Source organism: Paenibacillus sp. TAB_01 (assembly GCF_043945595.1).
Taxonomy (GTDB): Bacteria; Bacillota; Bacilli; order Paenibacillales; family NBRC-103111; genus Paenibacillus_S.
In genome coordinates this window covers 2,057,996-2,077,470 of the sequence record NZ_JBIFNP010000001.1, presented here as the reverse complement: position 1 = coordinate 2,077,470, position 19,475 = coordinate 2,057,996, and the positions used below count along the sequence as shown (strand labels likewise).

Sequence of the window (19,475 nt, the reverse complement as noted above, 5' to 3'; positions counted from 1 at the left end):
CTCCTTTCAGCTCTTTTGGTTAGCCAGCCAAGCAACAAAATCGGTTTTTTCGATACGCATTTGCTTTCCAATTCGTATGTGCGGTATGCCGCCTGATTCCGGTTTAAGTTGCAGGTTATCGTATACCCGACGAACATTGACCCTTAGGAAATCCGCAATGTCTTTTGGCGTCAACACTTCCGGAAGGCTGTTATTTATTTGGACCGACATCTTGTCCACCTCCTATAGGTACTCTGCGGCTCACTTAGAGCCGCTTTGTTCCAAAACTTTCAATTCGCAGCAGATTTCTCGGAGTAACTGCTCCTTCTTTTTTGCTTTCTCCTGCTCGGTCATGGCATCACCTCCAACCGAGTCGCCTATTTGTTGACTTAGTTGTCAAAAAAAATAGTCCAATTAACTTGTAGAATACCCGCTATCTCTTTTGCCAATTTAACAGACGGCTTACACCTAAAATTTTCTACAGCGTTGTAATATTGCCTGCTGACTCCAATTTTATTGGCGAATTTTTCCTGTGAAAGCTTTAATTCTTTTCGCCTAGCTTCAACAACACCCAACATACTAAACCTCCTCTCATTGTTTGTCGCCTGCCTGTTGACTAAATAATAAATCAACAATTGGGCGATGTCAACACGTTGTTTTTACGTTCATCAACAAATTTGTCAACTTTCTGTTTACACGTCCGTACTTTATGGGTATAATACACTAAAGATAGACTTAGGAGGAGTTAAAGTGTACGGTAAAAAACTGAAAGAACTTCGTAAAATAGAAAAATGGACTCAAGAAGAAGTCGCAAAAAAGCTAGGCGTGAGTAAACAGACCTACTCCCATTATGAGAATGAGCAAAGACGTCCTAGCTTAGACACGATTAGAGAACTGGCTGCAGTTTATCAGGTTAACATTGATGATATATTTTCAGATAATAAAGAAAACAAAGACGACGCGAAAACTCTGACACCTGTTGGCGGGGAGCTTGTATTACTTCCGATTGTCGGGAAAATTTCGTGCGGAAATGGTAACCTTGCTTTCGAGAACATTGAGGGGTATGAGCCTACGCCAAAAGAATGGCTTAGCAGCGGAGAGTATTTCTATTTACGTGCCAATGGCGATTCGATGAGCGGCGCCCGGATATATGACGGCGATCTGTTATTGATTAGAAAACAGCCCGAAGTTGAAAACGGTGAAATTGCTGCGGTTTTAATTGGCGATACAGCCTATTTAAAACGGGTGTACCGTAACGGGGATACGCTGGTTCTTCAATCTGAAAATCCTAATTACCCACCTGTGTTTTGCCCGCCAGCCGAAACGCAAATTATCGGTAAGTTGAAAATGAATGTCATTAAATACTAATTCGGGGAGGATATTATGAACGGATCATACCGGAAAAGAGGCGACAAGTGGAGCTATATCGTGGACCTCGGGCCCGATCCAGCAACCGGGAAAAGGCGTCAAAAGGAAAAGGGCGGGTTTAAAACCAAGAAAGAGGCGCAAGCTGCCGCAGCCGAGTTAATTGTGCAATTGGAAAATAATAATTATCGAAAACCTGTTAAGCAGCTCCTAGAGAAATATCTATCGGATTGGCTGGAGTCAAAACGGATAAGCCTTAAAAGCAACACTTACGCCAGCTACAAGCACCACATTGAATATCACATCATCCCCGCTATGGGTAAAATCGACATAACTAAGCTCACTCCAGCAGAGATCGGAAAATTTTACGCTACCTTGTTAAATGAGAAAAAGCTTGCTGAGGGAACGGTGCGAGATGTTCATAAGGTATTTACCGCGGCTCTAAATCAGGCCGTTAAGTGGGGAATCATTCAGCGGAATCCCGCGGCTTTGGTTGAGAAACCGAGAGCCGGCCGGAAAGAGTTGTCCGTCTGGACTGCCGAACAAGCAAAGGAATTTTTAAAAATAGCCCTAACTGATCGGCTTTACGTCGCTTTTCTCCTCGCTCTTAGTACGGGAATGCGTCAAGGTGAGATCCTCGGATTACGTTGGAAGGACGTTGACCTGGAAGCCGGCACACTTCACATCGTGCAAACGCTCTCCCATGACGGCAAAGAGCTTTCAGCCGGAACAAAAACAAAATCAGGGAATAGGACTGTCAGTATTGACGCCGATCTTGTTAAAATCCTCCGCAAACAAAAAGCTCGTATATTGCAGGAGCGATTAAAAGCTCAAGAGGGCGAATACACAGATTATGATCTGGTGACACCGACAAGCAAGGGAACACCAGTAACGCCAAGAAACCTATCGCGGACATTTTACAGACTATTAAGCCAATCCGAAGTACCGCATATAACTTTCCACGACCTACGGCACACACATGCCACACTATTACTTACCCAAGGGATTCACCCAAAGGTTGTAGCTGAGAGGCTAGGGCACGCAGATATGAGGGTCACCTTAGAGATATACTCCCACGTACTCCCCCACATGCAGAAAGATGCAGCAGAGAAGGTCGGTAAGCTATTATTCAGTTAAATTTTTTTTGCCCACACTTGCCAACAATTTGCCAACGCATTAACGAAAAACACCCCATTTCCAAACGGACTAACATACATTAACCCGCCGCAAGAAACCCCCATATAACAAGGCTTTTGACACTATTATGCACTAACGTACATCCGACAATACAGGCGCTGCTCTTTTTTGACAGGGTAGGGGTCGCTGGTTCGAACCCAGCACAGGTCATAAAGAAGGAACCTTGAGGAATCAAGGTTCTTTTTCTATTCTTTCACATATTTTCTTACTATAGTACAAGAAAAGAACCTCGATGCCTCGAGGTTCTTTTCTTCTTCCCTACTCTTTTACTGATCTGACGCGGATGAAGAATCCGCATTCGAGCCGGCTCCCGCGTTGTTCTGCGAAGGGTCGGAGGCATTGTTCGAGCCTGAATTTTGCACGGCCGACTGCAGCTGCTGCAGCTGCTGAGCGTTTTGCTGGACCTGCTGCTGAATCTGCTCAAGCTGCTGGACATTGATCTCCTGCGCCAATTGCTCCGTCGCCTGCGATACTTCCTGCACCTGCTGAGCCGTTTCCTGCAGCTTCTGCTGTAACTGCTGAACTACCTCTTGCGCCATAGATTGCCTGACCTCCTAGGAAAGTTAACGGTTTAAGGATTTGTAAAAAAATTACTTTTTATACCTCTGTTTGGCTTTCATTTTTATTTTCATTTAAGGTTGCTTTCATCTAAATTTAAGAACGGCCCCTTATAATAAAAACCGTTGATCCCACATTCAACATATATCACGTAGATCCCTGCCGTCGCTGCCATCGACGCGACAGGGATTTTTTTTATACCCGCACATGGACTTGCCTGCTGAGGAAGAACAGCAAAAAGGCACAAATCCATAACGATTTGCGCCCTTTCCCCTTAAACCTTCTCCGGTTATGCGTACAGGATTACATTTCCTTTACCTGCGGAATCTCTTCTTCTTTAAAGCTGTTCTGGTAAGTCTTGAACAATCTGAAATAATTGCTTGAGCTGCGTATATAGGAAATAACCCGGCATATTCTGCCCATATAATTGCTGTCCTCTATGTTCGATGCGATGCGGAAAACCGTATTCAGGCTGCCGATCGCTTGATCTCTGCTAATTAATCCTATTTCTAAATTTTTAATTGTGGTTTCGATCTCTTCATTCATAAACCACTTGATTTGAACGCGAAAGTTGTTGTATTTGTTTCTCAAAGTAACAATCCTCCTAGGATGATGGTCAAAAGGTCAAGATTTAAACTGAAGCGCAAAATGGCCAAACGATTAACCGCAGCGAATATCTCTCGATTGCATGCTCATAAACTCCAGCTGCGGGTCCAATACAACATAATCTTCATCATCCTGAGTATGACGCCAGTCATTCCAGAGGCAACGCACACTTTTATAGTTCTCTTCCAAGCCATTGAACATCGAGCATCCCGAGCAATATTTAGACACTTGCGGTTCACCTAATTGTACAATTTTGTTCCTTAGGCAGCAGTACACGTTCTCGCTCTTGTTAGCAATATTCAGATGATTTACATATAACATTCGCATCTCCCTATTCTTGTTAGTTTTAAATTTATAGTAGTACGTTGGATTATATACTAATCCCTGTAAAAAGATGCTCGAAATTTGGGCTCCGATTTAAACTATTTTTCGGTTTTTAGCATGAAAAAGAAAATAAGCTGTCGAGAACTCGTCCCGCAGCTTATTTTTTGATCTATATTCAGTTCCATTTCCGCTTTGCCTAGTAATTGGCTTCGTTTTCATAGCCTGCATGATGGTAATCCGGCTGCCTCAGCTTGTCCATAATTCCCATGCGTTCAATATGCTTTTGGGTGTCCAGCGTACCCAGCTGATACAGCAGCGAATACAGACTCAGCATTCGTTCATTGTGCTCCTCCGTCGCCGCGTCATGATCCGCGGACTTGTAGGGGCCGGTGCCCTGGCAAATGTTTTCTCCATATCCGTCGTATAGGCATCAAGCAGCTCCCTTAGGTTGCGCAGCTCCTCTTCGTTCGCCTTTACGACAAATTCGTAAGCATAGTTGGCCTGATCCGCAAGCATGTCATTATCTTCAATGGTTGCAGACGCAACAGATACATAGTAGGTTTTCCTCATCTGTCTTCGCCCTCCATTTCGAAATAAGATACTTTGTATTAACCGGTACGGGCTTGTTTGAAACAAGCACCCGCCGATGGCTATGGAGAGTCTTATGAAAAGCCAGCCGGGCAAGGCCACGAAAAAAGGCCCGTTGATGGACGAGACCTTGAGCGTATCGTTATACATAAGCTTTTCCCTTGGTCAAAATACAGGGGATGCCCTTGCCGACGGCTCCCGGCTGGGACATTCTCTCCAAATAACGCAGCCCCCGCTCGCATTTTCTGCACCGGCTGCACACATCGGAGGTCACGATTTTCATGTTAAATTTGTTTTTGTCTATACCGGACGGCGGCGTGCTTTTTTTCTTGACCTTTTTGCCACTCATAGTCTTCACCTCAACACTTAGGTTGGTTTATACTATGAAATCCGCAGGCTGCGCGTACCGCGCTCGGCCAAGGGCTGCCTGTCCGCCGGCAACAATATTTTGAGCTTGTACGCCGCACAGAGGCGGCTATCCTCCCTGCGCCGGGGAAACGGGCTTTCGCGGTGCAGGAGCGCCGGTCAGCAGGCTGCCGAAGTGGAATCTTCCGAGCACCGCAGACGTCAGAAGCGACAAGCCGGCGCAGAGCGCAAACGCAGCCAGCGTCCGCAGCGACACGTTCATGCCGGGCAGCAGGACATCCGCCGCCGCGGTGCTGAAGGTCAGCATTAGCGCATGCGCAAGGTAGGCGCCGTATGAATGCCGGCCGACGAAGGCCATCAGTCCTCTCAGCCGTTGCCCCGCATGAAGCTGGCAGCCGATCGATACGATGCACATGGCGAGCACGGAGGCCAGCAGAAATAGCGCCATGAACGGCTGCAGCAGCAGCGTTGCGTTAAACTGGATAACAGCAGGGCTGCCGAAGCTGTCTACAATTCGATAGAGCAGGATGGAAGCCAGAACAGCATAGGTCCCCAGGCAGGCATATCTCCACCTCCACAGCCGCTCCTTCCATTCCTGAACCTGTAAGCCGGCCGCCGCGCCAAGCAGGAAATAAACAATGAAATAAAGCGCGTTCCGGTCCGCATATTCGGTAAACAGCGGTGTCAGAACGGGCACATGAAGGGCAGCGGCAACCTCGCTCACCCGACCCACTATGCCGGTCAGCAGCACATATCCCGCGCACAACAGGAGAAACAAGGTTCTTAACAGCCACGGAGCACCGTTGAGCGCCCGGTAAACCCGCTGTACGATGCTTTGAATAAGCGGAAAGGCAATATAAAGCTGGATAACCATCACGACATACCAGAGATGGTAGGACGCCTTGCCGGTCAGCCAGTCATGCAGCACTTCGCGCAGCTGCGGCCATTGAACCGAACGGATGCCGCCGAAGACGACGGCGTAAAGCAGCGACCAAAGCAGATAAGGCAGCATGATATCCTTGCATCTTTTTAATAGAAACGTTCCGTAAGAAACGCCGTTGGGATAATTATAGAAGAGTACGAGTCCGGTGATGAATATAAACATCGGCACCGCGAATTTTGCCGCAATCAGCCAGGCTCCGAGCAGTGTGCCGTCCGCAAGCCCCGCCTCCGGCTCATAGGCATAGTGACCGATAGCATGCTGCAGTACGACCGCCAAAAACGCAAATCCGCGCAAATATTGGATTTCCTCAATTTTTGTCTTTTTAGCCAAAACCATTCTACTCCTTTTCCATTCTTGCAGACCTTTCAAACCAGCCTTCCTATCATACCATATTCGCGTTGGCGCGTTTTGATAGTTTTTGGGGGATGAATTTGAAAATCGGTTCCCGCTTCGATATATTGAAAGTAGAACTGGCTTTTCCATGAAGACATGCCTTCAATTTCAAAGGAGTGGACTTATGATCAACATCTATCCTGCTCAATCCCGCTATTCCGCCGACCACGGCTGGCTTCAGAGCAATTTCAGCTTTTCCTTCGGCGATTACTATGATCCGGATAATACAGAGTTCGGTCCGCTGTGCGTCTTCAATGACGACACGATTGCAGGACACCGGGGCTTCGGCGCACATCCCCACCGGGAAATGGAGATCGTATCCATTGTCCTGCGCGGCCAGCTGAAGCATGAAGACAGCACAGGCCATTCGGCGGTCACCGGCTACGGCGGGGTGCAGCGCATGTCCGCGGGCACAGGAATTATCCATTCCGAAGTGAACCCGGCAGACGAAGAGGTCGAGCTGCTGCAAATCTGGTTCAAGCCGAACCATCGCCAGCTGCCGCCTTCTTATGAAACAAGCCACTACAACCCGGAGCAGATGGTAAATCAGCTGCTGCCTGTGGTTTCACACGAATCCGGTCCGGGCGTGGCCCATATCCATCAGGACATGACTATTTATTTGTCCAAGCTCGAAGCAGGCCGTTCCTTGACGTTTACGCAGCCGGAAGGACGCCGGATCTATGTCTTTGTCATTGAAGGGGATTTGGCCCTGAACGGGAATGCGCAGCTGCAAAAGCGCGATGCCGCCAGAATCACGGATACGACAATATTGGAGTTAAACTCCGGACAGGGAGCGGCGCTGCTGCTCATCGACCTGCCCTAAGCCGGATTTTTATATTTGCAGAGGAGCGTGACCTGTATGTCCGAAAGCCAGACCAATGAAACATTATATATCAAGCATGCCATAGGAAGCCGGATGCTGCTCGATGTGTCCGGTACGCACAAACGCTTTAGGCTGGCGGAATCGCCCAGAGGGTGGAGCTTTGTCATAGAAAACGTCGAGCCGGCCGCCGCCGAGCTTTTAACCCGGTATGCAGCCGACTTAAATCTGTTTTATTTCGTGGAACAGCCGGGGCAGCCGATCCGTAAAAAATGGTTTTACGATAAGGATATTCCGCAAATTCAATACAATCCGGGAACCGGGCGCCTGACGATTGATCTGGACGCCATGATGGAATATAACAACGAAAAAGTATAGCCGCCGCTTTCCTTTCGGACATCTGCCCTTGCTTGGCCATTCGGCCGGGCAAGGGCTTTGTTTGCATACCCGGATAGAGCCGGGATCCCCCTTCCGGCTCGGCTCTTAAGTCCCCAGCACTTTCTTTCCCCTTGGCTGAACTCCCTGGGCGTCGGGCTCCAGTGTAATTCCCAAAGCTTCAAACGTACCCTGCACCGGCTGCAAGTCGCACGTCAATAGGGCATTCCCTCCGGTATCCGTGCGGAATGTCCCTCCATTGTACCGTTTGCCGTCTTTAATGACCCAGAGCTGGTATGCCTGCTCGCCGGTCACGTCCTTCAGCCCGTTCATTTTCAGGACAAGCTGTTCCGTGCCGCCCTTCTGTACAATCCATGCGGTTCCTCCTGCAGACGGCATCGAGGGATCGTAGGCTTTCAGCACGTACTGCGCTTTGGCGGAAGCCGGAGGCTCTACCACGGCGGAAGCCGGGCCGCTGACAGGCTTGGCGTTCATCCAGACCGCAGCGCCTATCACTGCCGCCAGCACGGCTGCCGCGGTCAGCAGCGGCTTCCGGTACCAGGACAAACGCTGCGGGGCGTTCACAGACTGGAGCGGTAACGGTATGGGCTGTTCCTCTTCAGCCTCTAAAGCAAGCTCCTCCTGAATCCGGCTGAACATTTGCGTTTTGAGCTCATCGGGGAGCTCCGCCTCTTCCATCTCATACGGGAGCGCCTGCCAGACCTGCCGAAGCTCTTGAAGCTGTTCTCTGCAATCCGCGCAATGTGCCAAATGCGCCTCAAAAGCCTCCGCCTCTTTAGCAGACAGCTCTTTTAAAAAGTAAGGCAGCAGAGTATCGCATGAATCCTGAGAAATTGTCATGGCAGCTCACTCCTTTCTATCGTGTTCAAATGCTTGCGAAGCGTCTTTAACGCTTGGTGAAGCCTGCTTTTGACTGTGCCTAACGGCTCCCCGTTCTGTACGGCGATCTCATTCAAGGTGTATCCTTCCCAGTAGAGCCGGCGAATCAGTTGAATTTGGCTGGAGGACAAGAAGCGGTACGCCTGCTCGATTTCCTCTTTCAACAGCCGCCTCGTAATTTCATGGTCCAAATCGTCGCTTCCTGCGGATGAAAGGCGGGCAGCCGCCAGCGTTTGCTCCTCATAAGCGATCGTGGCTTGCTGGTTCCGCTGCTTTCTCAATTGATCGATGGCAATATTTCTAGTGATGGTAAGCAGCCAGCTTACGAATTTTCCTTTGGCCGGATCGTAGCCATGCTCCGTCGTCCACAGCCGGGTAAATACAAGCTGGACGATATCCTGGGCATATTGGGTATCCCCCGCAGACTTCATGGCGAAGGAATAGACCAGCCGGACATAACGGTCATACAAAATACGAAGCGCAAAGCTTTGCTTTTCTTGAATAAGCTGCATTAATTGTTCGTCCGAATATGACTGCACGCGATCGGCACTCCCCGAGTCTTACGGCGACTCTATCAGTATAATGAAAACGGATCGGCAGGTAACAAGAGGTATACTGATATCTTCTACGAATCCGTTATATTTGGCAATAGTAAACGTTCTCATAGCTTACAATCCAACGACCGGCCCGCAGCTAAATAACCCCACAAAGTGGGGCTTTTGCTTCGAAGCAGACTCAGGTACTTTGCGGGGACCCCGAAAATTTATAAATTATGATATGTTAAAAAAAGCCTTCAGGCGATGACTCGCCCTCAGGCTTCAATGCATTTTGCATTACTTGACAATAATTTTACCTTTCATTACGCTCTGGTGCGGTCGGCAGTAGTACGTATATTCTCCCGGCTCGGTCAGCGTTACCGACGCGGACTCCCCTTGGCCAAGCAGCCTCGTCTCGAACACCGGCGTCCCGTCGGCGTTTAATTGATCGGACACAGCATTATGCATCACCTGATCCTGGTTCGTAAAAGTTATCGTCGCTCCCGCTTCAACCGTCAGTTCCTTCTGCGAAAATGCAAAATGACTGATCTCCACAGCATACTGGTTCGGTGAACTGGAGTCGGCAGTTTCCTTCGCCGTTTCTGAAGCCGAACCCGCCGGATCTATAACATACCAGGCATGAAGCACATCCTGACCCAGCGTATCGCCCGGCTGCTGATCTTTCACATAGTAATAAAGCGGCATCCCTCTAAAGGTGGTCTGCTTCGTACCGTCGTCCCGCGTTATGGTGCCAAAATCAGCTGCCGCCGAAGCAAGCTCTCCCGTGACAGGCATATGGTCCGTATAAAATATCGGCCACGCCGACTCGCAGCTTCCCTTGCAGGCGCTTTGACCGGCGCTGTCCTTGGTAAAGCGGTATAAGGCCATCCCTATGGCATCCGCCAAATAACTGCCAAGCTCCGCCTTCGAGGAAACGGTCACCCCTGCATGGCTGAACACCATCCACAGGCCATTGACCCCCTGTCCGTTCGTATCCCCAGGCTTCATATCACGAACGAAATAATATAAAGGCATGCCTCGGTAAGTGGTTTGTTTGGTCCCGTCCTCCCGGACGATCGTCCCGAAATCCGCAGCATTCAATTCCGCGGAAATGCGCAGCGAATCTGCGTAGTAAACGGGCCAGTTGGCCGCACATTGGTTCCTTGCAGGCGCTGACATTCGGAGTATCCTTCATAAACATGTACAGCGTCATGCCCTTTTCGTCAACCAAGTACGGGCCCAGCTGCGCGTTATTTGCGATGGTGACCGCTTTGGCAGGAACCCCCGAAGCCTTTGCCGCATCCACAACGTTTTGATTGGCCAAGGAGGCCAGCAACGTTGTATCGCTTCCCTTGAGACGGGCGGCTAAAGCCTCGACGGTGGCTGAAGCGATGTGACCGTTGCGCAGCGCCCCTGCGTCCGCGGCCTGTGAGAGTCCGAGTGACCGCGCAAAGGTGAGCGTATCCTCGTATGTAAAATCACTGTCCTGCCTGTAGCCTAGCGCTTCCAGCAGCACTTTATAATACTGTTGAGCCGTCACAGGAGCTCCCGGCTCGAATCTCCCGCCGCCGGTACCGCTCCATCCCCATTGCGGGTTCGCTTGAAGATAGCCCAGAACCGCCTGGTTTGACTCATTGACCTCGCCGGCATCTGTAAAGCCCGCCGTCCCCTTGTAACGGAGCGCTTCGCTTTCCAGCCCCTTTAAACGCAAAAACAGCAGAGCGGCCTGCATCCGCGTGGCCGGTTTGGCCAAATAGGCTGCCGATACTCCGCCTCCCTCTCCTTGGAGCACCCCGAGCTCCTCCATCGTTTGCGCATCCGTTTTTACCGCACCTGCCGCGGCATCCTCCGCTGCCATGACCGGGATTGCATGCGCCAATAACAGATTGCCTGCCAATAGCCATACTGCCGTTTGCCGTTTTTTTCCCATTCCGCCGATTCCTCCCTGAGTCTCAACTATTCCAGCCTAATGGCCTTCCTCTTCACATAACGGAAGAAATCCGCTTTCGGTTTGATCGATATATCCGGCAAACACAAAAAATTCCGCTGCCTCTCTACCTAAGTAAAGAAACAACGGAATTCGCTGTGGTACGCTATGTAATTCGTTATGCCGAAGACCGGACTCGAACCGGTACGGTAGTCACCTACCGCTGGATTTTAAGTCCAGTGCGTCTGCCATTCCGCCACTCCGGCAAAAAGATCTGATCCAGATCTTATGGCAAAGCTTGTACTGTATATGGTGGGCCCTGAGGGACTCGAACCCCCGACCAATCGGTTATGAGCCGACCGCTCTAACCAACTGAGCTAAGGGCCCTGGATGAATTGGTTGCGGGGGCAGGATTTGAACCTGCGGCCTTCGGGTTATGAGCCCGACGAGCTACCGGGCTGCTCCACCCCGCGTTAGTACGATAGCCTCTCATAGCGACGAACCTTATTGTACAACAAACAAAAATGAAATGTCAACAAAAAAATCATACCATATAGCGAACGCCAAATCTTCCTTTCTTCAACCGGAATACTTCGACTTCCTGCGGGCACTCATAACCGTAAATCCACCAGTCTTCTTCCATTCTTTTGGCCAGACAGCCGGCTTGAAATTTACTCTCGTACAACTTGCCCCAGTACACCCAGTTCATCATAATCTCACTCCGTTTGCGTAATCTAACTGTCCGTTATTTTGTAGCATAACCAATTTTCGGTCTTCTTATTTGATCCGGATGGAACTTAACGCCGATTTCAGACTCCGTCCGTCCCCTGATCCTGTTCGCTCTCATGCCCGCTCTCTTCCGCATCCCGGGTATGATGGGCGATCCGGCTTGACGCCGAAGCGGCAATGCTTGCGACAAGGTCGTCGAGAAACGTATGCACCTGGCCGCTGCCCTTGGTATCCAGCTGTTTGATGATGCCTACCTTATGTTTATCCAAATGGCCGAAGGTTGTAACACCAATGCTGCCGTAACCGAAAACGGAGCCTAGAGCCAATGTTTCATCGCATCCGAACAATCCATCGTCCGACTCGATGATCGATTGGATGGGCTCGGACAGCTTCCCCTGCTCCGCCAATTCATCCAGCTCGATGCCGACCAGAATCGCATGGTGGATCTCTCTTTTATTCAATACAGCCTGGACGGATTCGACACATGCCTCCAACTGGAGATTCGGCTCGTACGGCTTCTGCATTTCCAGCACAATTAAGGCAATATCCGCGACCGTGACTCCCCGTTCTGCCAGCTTGCGGTAGACCGCGGCTTTCGTCTCTTTGCTGTGGACTTGACGTTTCATCGTAGCATCGCCCCTTTCTTTCGCTGCATGACAGATGAAAGCATAGTTTAGAATATGAAAGCCCTTGCGAAAAGGTTTTCCTATTTGCACCATACGAAAAAAAGAACCGCTCTTATTGAAAAGAGCGGCTCTCGTTTTATCGGACGTATGAAATATATCCGCGGTAATTACTGCGTAAGCTTGACTTTTTCTTTGTCCTTCAATTGATTTTGACCGGAAATAACCAGCTGCTCGCCTTCTTTCACACCCGACAGGACTTCCTGGTTCGTCTCGTTCAACCGTCCCAGCTGCACCTTCCGTTTCTCGGCCGTATCGCCGTTCAGCACGAACACATAAGTATCTCCGCCTTCGCGCACGACGCTGAGCGTAGGAACCGTCACCACGATCTCATCCTTCTCGTCCGTCAAAAGAATCTGCACCTTCATGCCCGGCTTCAGCTTCGTGTCGGCATTCGGAATTTCAAGCTCCAGCGGATACGACTTGGTCTGCGTGCTCATCACATCCGCCAGGTAGCTGACCGTTCCTTTCAGCTTCTCCGCGCTGCCAGGAATATAGAACATCAGTTCGCTTTTTCCGCGAATCAGCTTTGCCGATTCCTCGGTCAGCTCCGCTTTAATCTTGATCGGGTCGAGCTGCTGAACCTGAGCGGCTTTGAAGCCCGCAGGCAGCGTCATCCCGACCTCTACCGGCAGGTCTGTAATCACCCCGTTCACTTGAGCTTTAATCTCCATATTGTTAAGCGAACGGTCGGCCTCGCGGACGCTTAAGTTAGAGGATTCCAGCTGGGTCTGCAGCTGCGCGAGCGAATTGGTCGTTTCCAGCGTCTTCAATTTGTTCTTGGTGCTCTCCAGATCCAAACGGGCATTGTTCAACTGGGTTTCGAGCTGATCCAGCTGAAACTTGGTGACAAGCCCCTGATCAAAATCGTTACGCATTTTGGCGTAATTTTTCTCGGCGTCCTTGACCGCCTGTTCGCCTTTGGTCACCGCATTCTGCAGATCGACCTTGGAATCCGACAGCTCCTCTCTGGCTTTATCCAGCTGCTGGGAGGCGCTTTTGGCCCCCAGCACGTTTTTATCCTTCTGCAGCTGGATATCGGTCGGATCGAGCCTCAAAATAACGTCTCCCTTTTGAACCATTTCTCCGCGTTTCTTCACAATCTCCTGCACGTCGCCGGAAACTTTGGTCACCACGTCCATTTGAATCGAAGACACGACGTCCGCCACCTGCTCCAGAGGATCGCCGATCGATTTCTTTTCGATGGCTGCGGTTTTAACGACCTTCAAGGCCGGCTCCGCGGTCTGGGCTGCGGGCTGAGCCGCCGGAGCCGAGGTGCAGCCCGCCAGAAGTGCAGAGCTCAGCAGCACGGCGCCAAGCATCTTCGCGCTATGTTTGATCACATGTTTATGTTCGTTAAGGTTCATTCCGAATTCTCCTTTTCCTTGAAAGTCCGGCGAGTCTCAATGTATCCGCGTCATCGCCGGCTTCCATCGCTTGTTAATTCCCAGCGGAAGCCGCATCCGCCGCTGCCGCATTCTTTTTCTTGAACAGACGCCCTACCCGGCGTTTAAAGTTATCGATCATCTCATAGATGATCGGAACGATAATCAACGTAAGCAGCGTCGAAGTCGTCAAGCCGCCGATAACAACGACCGCCAGCCCTTTGGAGATCAGCGTGCCTTTGGAGAGGCCCAGCCCCAGAGGAAGAAGCGCAATGATCGTCGCGCCTGCGGTCATAATAATCGGCCGCAACCGGGTCATGCCCGCTTCAATCAACGCATCCCGCACGCTGTGCCCACCTTCCCTCAGCTGCTGTACCCGGTCTACGAGCACGATCGCGTTCGTGACGACGACCCCGATCAGCATCAGGAAGCCGATCAGCGAGGTAATGTTGACCGATTCATGGGTCACGAGCAGGCCGAGCAAGCCCCCGATCGCCGCCAGAGGCAGCGAGAACAGGATCGCGAATGGCGCGCTTCCGTTGCCGAAAGCAAGCACCATCACCAGGTACACGATAAAGATCGAAGCGCCCATTGCCACGAACATCTGCTTGAAGCTCTCTTCAATATCGTCGGTGACCCCTTTGACCTCCGGCCTCACGCCGTCCGGCAGCGAGAGCGTCTTAAGGGCTGCGCCGACCTTGCTGCTCACACCGCCTTTATCCGGGCTGTCGATTTTGGCATTCACCTTGACGATCTGTTCCTGCTGCTCGCGGGAAATCGATACCGGCGCATCCACCTGGCGCACCTTGGCAATTTCATTCAGATGAACCGTCGCGCCGGACGGGGTCTTCAGCGGAAACTGCCCGAGTTTATCCAGTGAGTTTTTGAAGGACTTGTCAAGCATGATCTTGGTTTTGAACGTGGTGTTATCGAATTTCAAATCGCCGAGTTTCTCTTCGGCCAGCCAGCTCCTTACCGTATCGGTAATTTGAGCCGACGAGAGCCCGTAAAGCCGCGCTTTATTCTGATCGACGTTAATTTCGACCTCGGTTTTGGATTCGCTCAGCGTATCCTTAATTTCCGTCAGCTCGGGGAATTCTTTCATCTTTTCCTTGACCAGCTGCGCCGCCTGCTGCAGCAGCAGCAAATCCTCCCCCTTCAGCGCATAGGAGAAGTCCGCTCCGCCTGAAGGCGGGCCGCCTGCGGAAATCAGCGTGCCTTCGGCCTCGGAGCCTTTGGGCAGCGTAAAAGCGATTCGGTCTTTAAATTCATTGACCACCTGCTTGGCATTGGAGGCCGGAGACGCCTCGGCAAAGATCGAGGAGCGGTAAGGAATCCGGTCTGTGCTGTTATTGTAGCCGATCAAGGATTCCACGTAATTGAATGTCGGCGCGCCTGTGGAATCCTTCGCTTCCCGCATAATCGTTTCAATTTCCTTGACCTTCGCGTCCATCGATTCAATTGTCGTTTCGCGCGGCATTTTGATTGTAAAGTACATCATTTTGTCCGATTCGCTCTCCGGCATGAAGGAAGTCGACAGATTCGGAACCGTCACTGCAACCGTAATGATAAAAAGAAGAAAAGCAAGAAAGGCCGTTTTTTTACGGTTGTTCAGCGACCAGATCAACGACTTCTTATAACCCGCGGAAAATTTGCCAAGAGAGTCTTCGTCATGGTGCCCGCCGGCTTTGCCTTTCATCACCAGCAGCTTAGCAAGCATCGGGATGACGGTCAGAGCGACGAGCAGGGACGACATTAGCGCTACGACCAGCGTGATCGCAAAGGGACGGAACACTTCGCCAAGCACGCCGCTGACAAAAGCAATCGGCCCGAACACGCCTACCGTTGTGATCGTAGAGGAAGTGATGGCCGCTGCGACCTGGGAGGTCGCCATTTTGATGACCGATTCGTTGCGTTCCTGCGCCTTCTGCAGCTCCGTGTATATATTCTCGATCACCACGATGCTGTCGTCGACGACCCGGCCGATCGCTATCGCCATACCGCCGAGCGTCATGATGTTCAGGGAAATGCCCAGCGGGCCCATAAACAGAAGAGTAATCAGAATCGATAAAGGAATCGATACCAGAACGATGAGGGTCATCCGGAGATTTCTCAGGAAAAGCAAAATCATGATCGAGGCCAGCACAGCGCCCAAAGCGCCTTCCTGCACCATCCCGTTGATGGAATGCTTGATATCGACTGCACTATTGTAAATGGTGTGGAAAGTTATGTTCGGATATTGTTCTTTCCAGCCGGCCATTAAACGGTCCGCTTCGGCTGCGAACTCGACCGCGTTTGCGTTCTTGGTCTTGTAGAGGTTGACGCCGATCGCCGGCTTGCCGTCCAGACGGGACAAAAACGTCGATTCCGTAATCGCCTCGACCTTGGCGAGCTGTTTGAGGAGCAGCGTATCCCCGCCGGCGGTGTTGAGCTTCATATTTTCCAGGTTGTATACCGTGTTGAGATCGCTCTTCACACGAACCATCTGCTCGTTCCCGTTAAAATCAACCGACCCCGCCGGGCTGGTCAACAGCGCGGAACCGGACGCTGCCTATCACTGCGGAGGGCGTCAAGTCGTAATTCGCCAGCGCGTTAGCGTCCAGCTTCATCGTCAGAACCGCTTCCTGGTTGCCGATCGAATCCAGATGGTCGATCCCCTTGATCGTATTAAACCCAGGCTGAATCACATCCTTATACACCTTGTCGAGCTCCTGCTGGCTCATCCCGTTGCTGCCGTAGATCGACAAGTAATACACCGGCTCCGATGCAAAGCCCATCGTCTCCACCTTCGGCTTCTCCGAGCTTTGAGGCAGAATGACGTTAGCGATCAGGCTTTCCACGTCCTTCTTCACATCGTCAGGCTTTTTGTCCTGCTCCAGCTCGATGACAATCGACGAGAAGTTATCGCTTGAGGTGGAGGTCAAGTTTTTGATGCCGTCAAGCCCGGTTACGGCCTTTTCCAGAGGCTTCGTAATATCCTCCAGCACGTCTTTCGGAGGCGCCGTATACTGCGTGTTAATCAAGACCACAGGGAAGGAAATATCCGGCATACTCTCCACCTTCAGGGTCGTGGAAGTATAGATGCCTCCCCCTAACAGCAGCAGCATAATAATCATGACCGCTGTTATATTCTTCATGGAAAATTGTGTTAATTTGTTCATCCTTTTTACTCCTCCATCACATGGGCTACGTTACTTAGACGAAGCTGCCGTCATCTCCCCTTCAAGTTTTGGTATGAAAAGGAAATCTCTTTTATCGCAAATATTTCTTCAGACTAAAGCCGTTGCTGCCGCAAGCCGAAATAGACGACCGTTTATGCGCATTTCATGCAGGCGAAGCCGCAGCGATACTTCCACAGCTGATTTTGCCAAAGCGAAAATTACGATCGTTAAGAAAATTATTAACGAACATAACATAATGGACATGGGAATATGTGTCAATACTGAAATCGGCAATTGACCAAAGCTTAATAATTCGAAACGGTTAACGAGTGAGCCCGCCGCACTTCCGGTCCGATTGCTTGCGAAGCTGTCCTTGCCCCTGCCTCCCTCCACCGAAATTGTTCTGCTTATGGTTAGTTCTTCCATCACTCTTCTTAAGACGAACCTCGAATGAAAAAGGATTCAACAAAATGAATAAAAAAAGCGCCGTTCCCCACGAGCCGTTCAGGGAAAGACGCTGCTTCTTCAAGTCCTAACTAACATAACATGCTATAAAAATATTATCGGGTGCGGAATTTCTGCGAATGCTCCTTGGCCTGCTCCACCGTCTTGATCCGGTTGCGGCTCCATTCGAGCAAAATCCGGTCGATATACCGGAAATGCACTTTTCCCGCAAACACCGCTTCCTTCAGCCCCGCCAGAATCAAATCCTCGGGATAGCCGTCTTTATCCAGCCAGCCGGTAATCGATTCAAGCTCCATCGGCGTGAGCGGACGGGCAAATTCTTTTTCGAAGATCGAAAAAATATCTTTACGCACCGGAGGCTCCTCCTGCTGCTGACGCTTGGTCGTTTCCTCCAGCCAGCAGGCGGCCAGCCGCTCCATGAGCGGATTGAAATTGTATTTCTCATTCTGAACGCCGGTTACCGGGTCGAATCCTTCGTCAATGGACAGCAAGCCTTCCTTCAGCAGCTTTTGAAGCGCGGCGATCACCTTCTCCGGCGGAATGCTCATTCTCCCCTGCAGCTCCTCCAGCGTCGGAAAGTCCTTGTTCTCCTTCTCCATGAGCGCCATCACATGAATGATGAGCATCACTTCCGCCTCGGACAGCTTTAACTGGCGGTAAGAAGCTAACAGCAGATAGGGTACCGCCACATTGCCGGAACGCCAGCCTGCCGTGAAAGCCGCCAAAAGCTCGCTCTGTTCTATCTCGTTACGTTTCATCCTCTTCCATGTCCTCTCTTCACTGGCAAACGTACGCCGTTCCCGCCTGTACCCAGCCTTGCGGCGTTGTGCCGCGCCTTAAGGATACAGACGATACAGCAATCTCGGGAACGGAATCGTTTCCCTTACATGATCCAATCCGCAAATCCAGGCTACCGTCCGCTCCAGCCCCAATCCGAAGCCGGAGTGCGGCACCGTCCCGTACTTACGCAAATCCATATACCATTGGTACGCTTCCTTGGACAGCTCGTGCTGCAGGAAACGTTCCTCCATCAATTCCGGATCGTCGATCCGCTGGCTGCCGCCGATAATCTCGCCATAGCCTTCCGGAGCGATCATATCCGCGCACAGCACCACCTCCGGCCGCTGCGGATCCGGCTTCATGTAGAACGCCTTGATCTCCGTCGGATAGTGGGTAATAAACACCGGCTTATCGTGGCTGGCCGCAATAGCCGTCTCATGAGGCGCTCCGAAGTCTTCTCCCCACTCAAACTCGTGCCCGTTGTCCTTCAGGAACTGCACCGCCTCGTCGTACGTAATCCGCGGGAACGGCGCTTGAATTTTCTCGAGCTTGGACGTATCCCGCTCCAGCACCTCCAGCTCCGCACGGCAGTTGTCCAGTACGGACCGGATAATGTGAGAGACGAACTGCTCCTGTACCTCGAGATTTTCCTCATGCGTAACAAAAGCCATCTCCGGCTCAATCATCCAGAACTCGATCAAATGCCGGCGGGTCTTCGACTTCTCCGCACGGAACGTCGGTCCGAACGAATACACTCTACCCAGAGCCATAGCCGCAGCTTCCATATACAACTGACCGCTTTGCGTGAGATAGGCGTCCTCGTCAAAATATTTCGTATGAAACAGATTCGTCGTTCCTTCGCAGGACGAAGGCGTCAGAATCGGAGGGTCGATCAAGTGAAAGCCCCGCTCGTCAAAAAATTGCTGAATGGCGCGGATGATTTGCGCCCTCACGACCAGAATAGCCCGCTGCCGCGGCGACCGGATCCATAAATGCCGGTGATCCATCAAGTAATCGACCCCGTGCTCCTTCGGCGTGATCGGGTAATCCGCCGTAATTTGTATAATCTCGATGCCTGTTACCGTCAGCTCGTAGCCGCTCTTGCTGCGCGTATCCTCGCGAACCGTGCCTGTGACGTACAGAGAGCTTTCCTGCGTCAGCTTGCCTGCGGCTTCCCATACTTCCTCGGGCACCTCGCTCTTCACGACAACGGCTTGGACAAATCCGGAGCCGTCGCGCAGCTGCAAAAACTGAATTTTACCGCTGGACCGCTTGTTATGCAGCCAGCAGCCAATCGTTACCGTACCGTCTTTGTGTTGATGGATATCGCGAATCATGGATAAATTACGGCTCATCGTTTGGATTCATCCTTCCTGCATCTTAGGGTTAACCTGC

Annotated in this window: 21 protein-coding genes, 3 tRNA genes and 1 pseudogene; 4 read left to right on the top strand and 21 right to left on the bottom strand. The window is 51.2% G+C overall.

Annotated elements, in window-relative coordinates:
- Positions 1 to 6: 6 nt before the first annotated feature.
- Complete coding sequence (locus tag ACHHV8_RS09910) at positions 7 to 210, bottom strand: helix-turn-helix domain-containing protein (protein WP_395158122.1); 204 nt, start codon at positions 208 to 210, stop codon at positions 7 to 9.
- A 158-nt stretch (positions 211 to 368) separates the two neighbouring features.
- Positions 369 to 557, bottom strand: a complete 189-nt coding sequence (locus ACHHV8_RS09905; RefSeq protein ID WP_395158121.1) for a helix-turn-helix transcriptional regulator — start codon at positions 555 to 557, stop codon at positions 369 to 371.
- 172 nt (positions 558 to 729) lie between these two features.
- Between ACHHV8_RS09905 and ACHHV8_RS09900 the strand changes: the two genes are divergently transcribed.
- Together ACHHV8_RS09900 and ACHHV8_RS09895 are read left to right on the top strand one after the other, a co-directional pair.
- Positions 730 to 1,347 (top strand): LexA family protein, encoded by a 618-nt coding sequence (locus ACHHV8_RS09900; protein ID WP_395158120.1) that lies wholly within the window; start codon positions 730 to 732, stop codon positions 1,345 to 1,347.
- Between the two features lie 15 nt (positions 1,348 to 1,362).
- Positions 1,363 to 2,481: a site-specific integrase gene (locus tag ACHHV8_RS09895; RefSeq protein WP_395158119.1), complete on the top strand. Its 1,119-nt coding sequence runs from the start codon at positions 1,363 to 1,365 to the stop codon at positions 2,479 to 2,481.
- Positions 2,482 to 2,807: 326 nt separating this feature from the next.
- Here the strand turns inward: ACHHV8_RS09895 and ACHHV8_RS09890 are convergent, their stop codons facing one another.
- The 6 genes from ACHHV8_RS09890 to ACHHV8_RS09865 form a co-directional block, all read right to left on the bottom strand.
- On the bottom strand, positions 2,808 to 3,080 hold the full coding sequence (locus tag ACHHV8_RS09890; protein WP_395158118.1) for a hypothetical protein: 273 nt from the start codon (positions 3,078 to 3,080) through the stop codon (positions 2,808 to 2,810).
- Positions 3,081 to 3,402: 322 nt separating this feature from the next.
- The gene (locus tag ACHHV8_RS09885; RefSeq protein ID WP_395158117.1) at positions 3,403 to 3,690 is read right to left on the bottom strand and encodes a hypothetical protein; all 288 of its coding nucleotides are present in this window, start codon (positions 3,688 to 3,690) and stop codon (positions 3,403 to 3,405) included.
- A 535-nt stretch (positions 3,691 to 4,225) separates the two neighbouring features.
- On the bottom strand, positions 4,226 to 4,363 hold the full coding sequence (locus tag ACHHV8_RS09880) for a hypothetical protein (protein ID WP_395158116.1): 138 nt from the start codon (positions 4,361 to 4,363) through the stop codon (positions 4,226 to 4,228).
- Entirely contained in the window at positions 4,357 to 4,599 is a 243-nt protein-coding gene (locus ACHHV8_RS09875) for a hypothetical protein (RefSeq protein WP_395158115.1), read from the bottom strand. Before ACHHV8_RS09875 ends, ACHHV8_RS09880 begins: the two co-directional genes overlap by 7 nt.
- A gap of 160 nt (positions 4,600 to 4,759) precedes the next feature.
- The gene (locus tag ACHHV8_RS09870; RefSeq protein WP_395158114.1) at positions 4,760 to 4,966 is read right to left on the bottom strand and encodes a hypothetical protein; all 207 of its coding nucleotides are present in this window, start codon (positions 4,964 to 4,966) and stop codon (positions 4,760 to 4,762) included.
- A 126-nt stretch (positions 4,967 to 5,092) separates the two neighbouring features.
- On the bottom strand, positions 5,093 to 6,256 hold the full coding sequence (locus ACHHV8_RS09865) for an acyltransferase (RefSeq protein ID WP_395158113.1): 1,164 nt from the start codon (positions 6,254 to 6,256) through the stop codon (positions 5,093 to 5,095).
- A 187-nt stretch (positions 6,257 to 6,443) separates the two neighbouring features.
- On the opposite strand from ACHHV8_RS09865, the gene ACHHV8_RS09860 reads away from it, so the two are divergent.
- Entirely contained in the window at positions 6,444 to 7,142 is a 699-nt protein-coding gene (locus tag ACHHV8_RS09860; protein WP_395158112.1) for a pirin family protein, read from the top strand.
- 36 nt (positions 7,143 to 7,178) lie between these two features.
- Complete coding sequence (locus tag ACHHV8_RS09855; RefSeq protein WP_395158111.1) at positions 7,179 to 7,517, top strand: hypothetical protein; 339 nt, start codon at positions 7,179 to 7,181, stop codon at positions 7,515 to 7,517.
- A 105-nt stretch (positions 7,518 to 7,622) separates the two neighbouring features.
- On the opposite strand, the gene ACHHV8_RS09850 is transcribed toward ACHHV8_RS09855, so the two are convergent.
- The 13 genes and pseudogenes from ACHHV8_RS09850 to asnS form a co-directional block, all read right to left on the bottom strand.
- On the bottom strand, positions 7,623 to 8,375 hold the full coding sequence (locus tag ACHHV8_RS09850; RefSeq protein ID WP_395158110.1) for an anti-sigma factor: 753 nt from the start codon (positions 8,373 to 8,375) through the stop codon (positions 7,623 to 7,625).
- Complete coding sequence (locus ACHHV8_RS09845; RefSeq protein WP_395158109.1) at positions 8,372 to 8,953, bottom strand: sigma-70 family RNA polymerase sigma factor; 582 nt, start codon at positions 8,951 to 8,953, stop codon at positions 8,372 to 8,374. Before ACHHV8_RS09845 ends, ACHHV8_RS09850 begins: the two co-directional genes overlap by 4 nt.
- A 294-nt stretch (positions 8,954 to 9,247) precedes the next feature.
- Entirely contained in the window at positions 9,248 to 9,985 is a 738-nt protein-coding gene (locus ACHHV8_RS09840; RefSeq protein WP_395158108.1) for a plastocyanin/azurin family copper-binding protein, read from the bottom strand.
- Positions 9,960 to 10,880, bottom strand: a complete 921-nt coding sequence (locus ACHHV8_RS09835) for a hypothetical protein (RefSeq protein ID WP_395158107.1) — start codon at positions 10,878 to 10,880, stop codon at positions 9,960 to 9,962. Before ACHHV8_RS09835 ends, ACHHV8_RS09840 begins: the two co-directional genes overlap by 26 nt.
- A gap of 178 nt (positions 10,881 to 11,058) precedes the next feature.
- Positions 11,059 to 11,143 (bottom strand) — tRNA-Leu (locus tag ACHHV8_RS09830).
- Between the two features lie 44 nt (positions 11,144 to 11,187).
- Positions 11,188 to 11,264: transfer RNA gene (locus ACHHV8_RS09825), tRNA-Ile, on the bottom strand.
- 9 nt (positions 11,265 to 11,273) lie between these two features.
- Positions 11,274 to 11,350: transfer RNA gene (locus ACHHV8_RS09820), tRNA-Met, on the bottom strand.
- A 71-nt stretch (positions 11,351 to 11,421) separates the two neighbouring features.
- Positions 11,422 to 11,589: a hypothetical protein gene (locus ACHHV8_RS09815; RefSeq protein WP_395163701.1), complete on the bottom strand. Its 168-nt coding sequence runs from the start codon at positions 11,587 to 11,589 to the stop codon at positions 11,422 to 11,424.
- Positions 11,590 to 11,686: 97 nt separating this feature from the next.
- Complete coding sequence (locus ACHHV8_RS09810) at positions 11,687 to 12,232, bottom strand: phosphatidylglycerophosphatase A family protein (protein ID WP_395158106.1); 546 nt, start codon at positions 12,230 to 12,232, stop codon at positions 11,687 to 11,689.
- A gap of 167 nt (positions 12,233 to 12,399) precedes the next feature.
- A complete protein-coding gene (locus ACHHV8_RS09805; RefSeq protein ID WP_395158105.1) occupies positions 12,400 to 13,656 on the bottom strand; it encodes an efflux RND transporter periplasmic adaptor subunit in 1,257 nt (418 codons plus the stop codon).
- Positions 13,657 to 13,729: 73 nt separating this feature from the next.
- A pseudogene (locus tag ACHHV8_RS09800) lies at positions 13,730 to 16,835 on the bottom strand (efflux RND transporter permease subunit).
- Between the two features lie 560 nt (positions 16,836 to 17,395).
- On the bottom strand, positions 17,396 to 18,058 hold the full coding sequence (locus ACHHV8_RS09795) for a DnaD domain protein (protein ID WP_395158104.1): 663 nt from the start codon (positions 18,056 to 18,058) through the stop codon (positions 17,396 to 17,398).
- A gap of 78 nt (positions 18,059 to 18,136) precedes the next feature.
- Positions 18,137 to 19,435, bottom strand: coding sequence for an asparagine--tRNA ligase (asnS, locus tag ACHHV8_RS09790; protein WP_395158103.1), 1,299 nt, complete (start codon positions 19,433 to 19,435; stop codon positions 18,137 to 18,139).
- Positions 19,436 to 19,475: the final 40 nt, after the last annotated feature.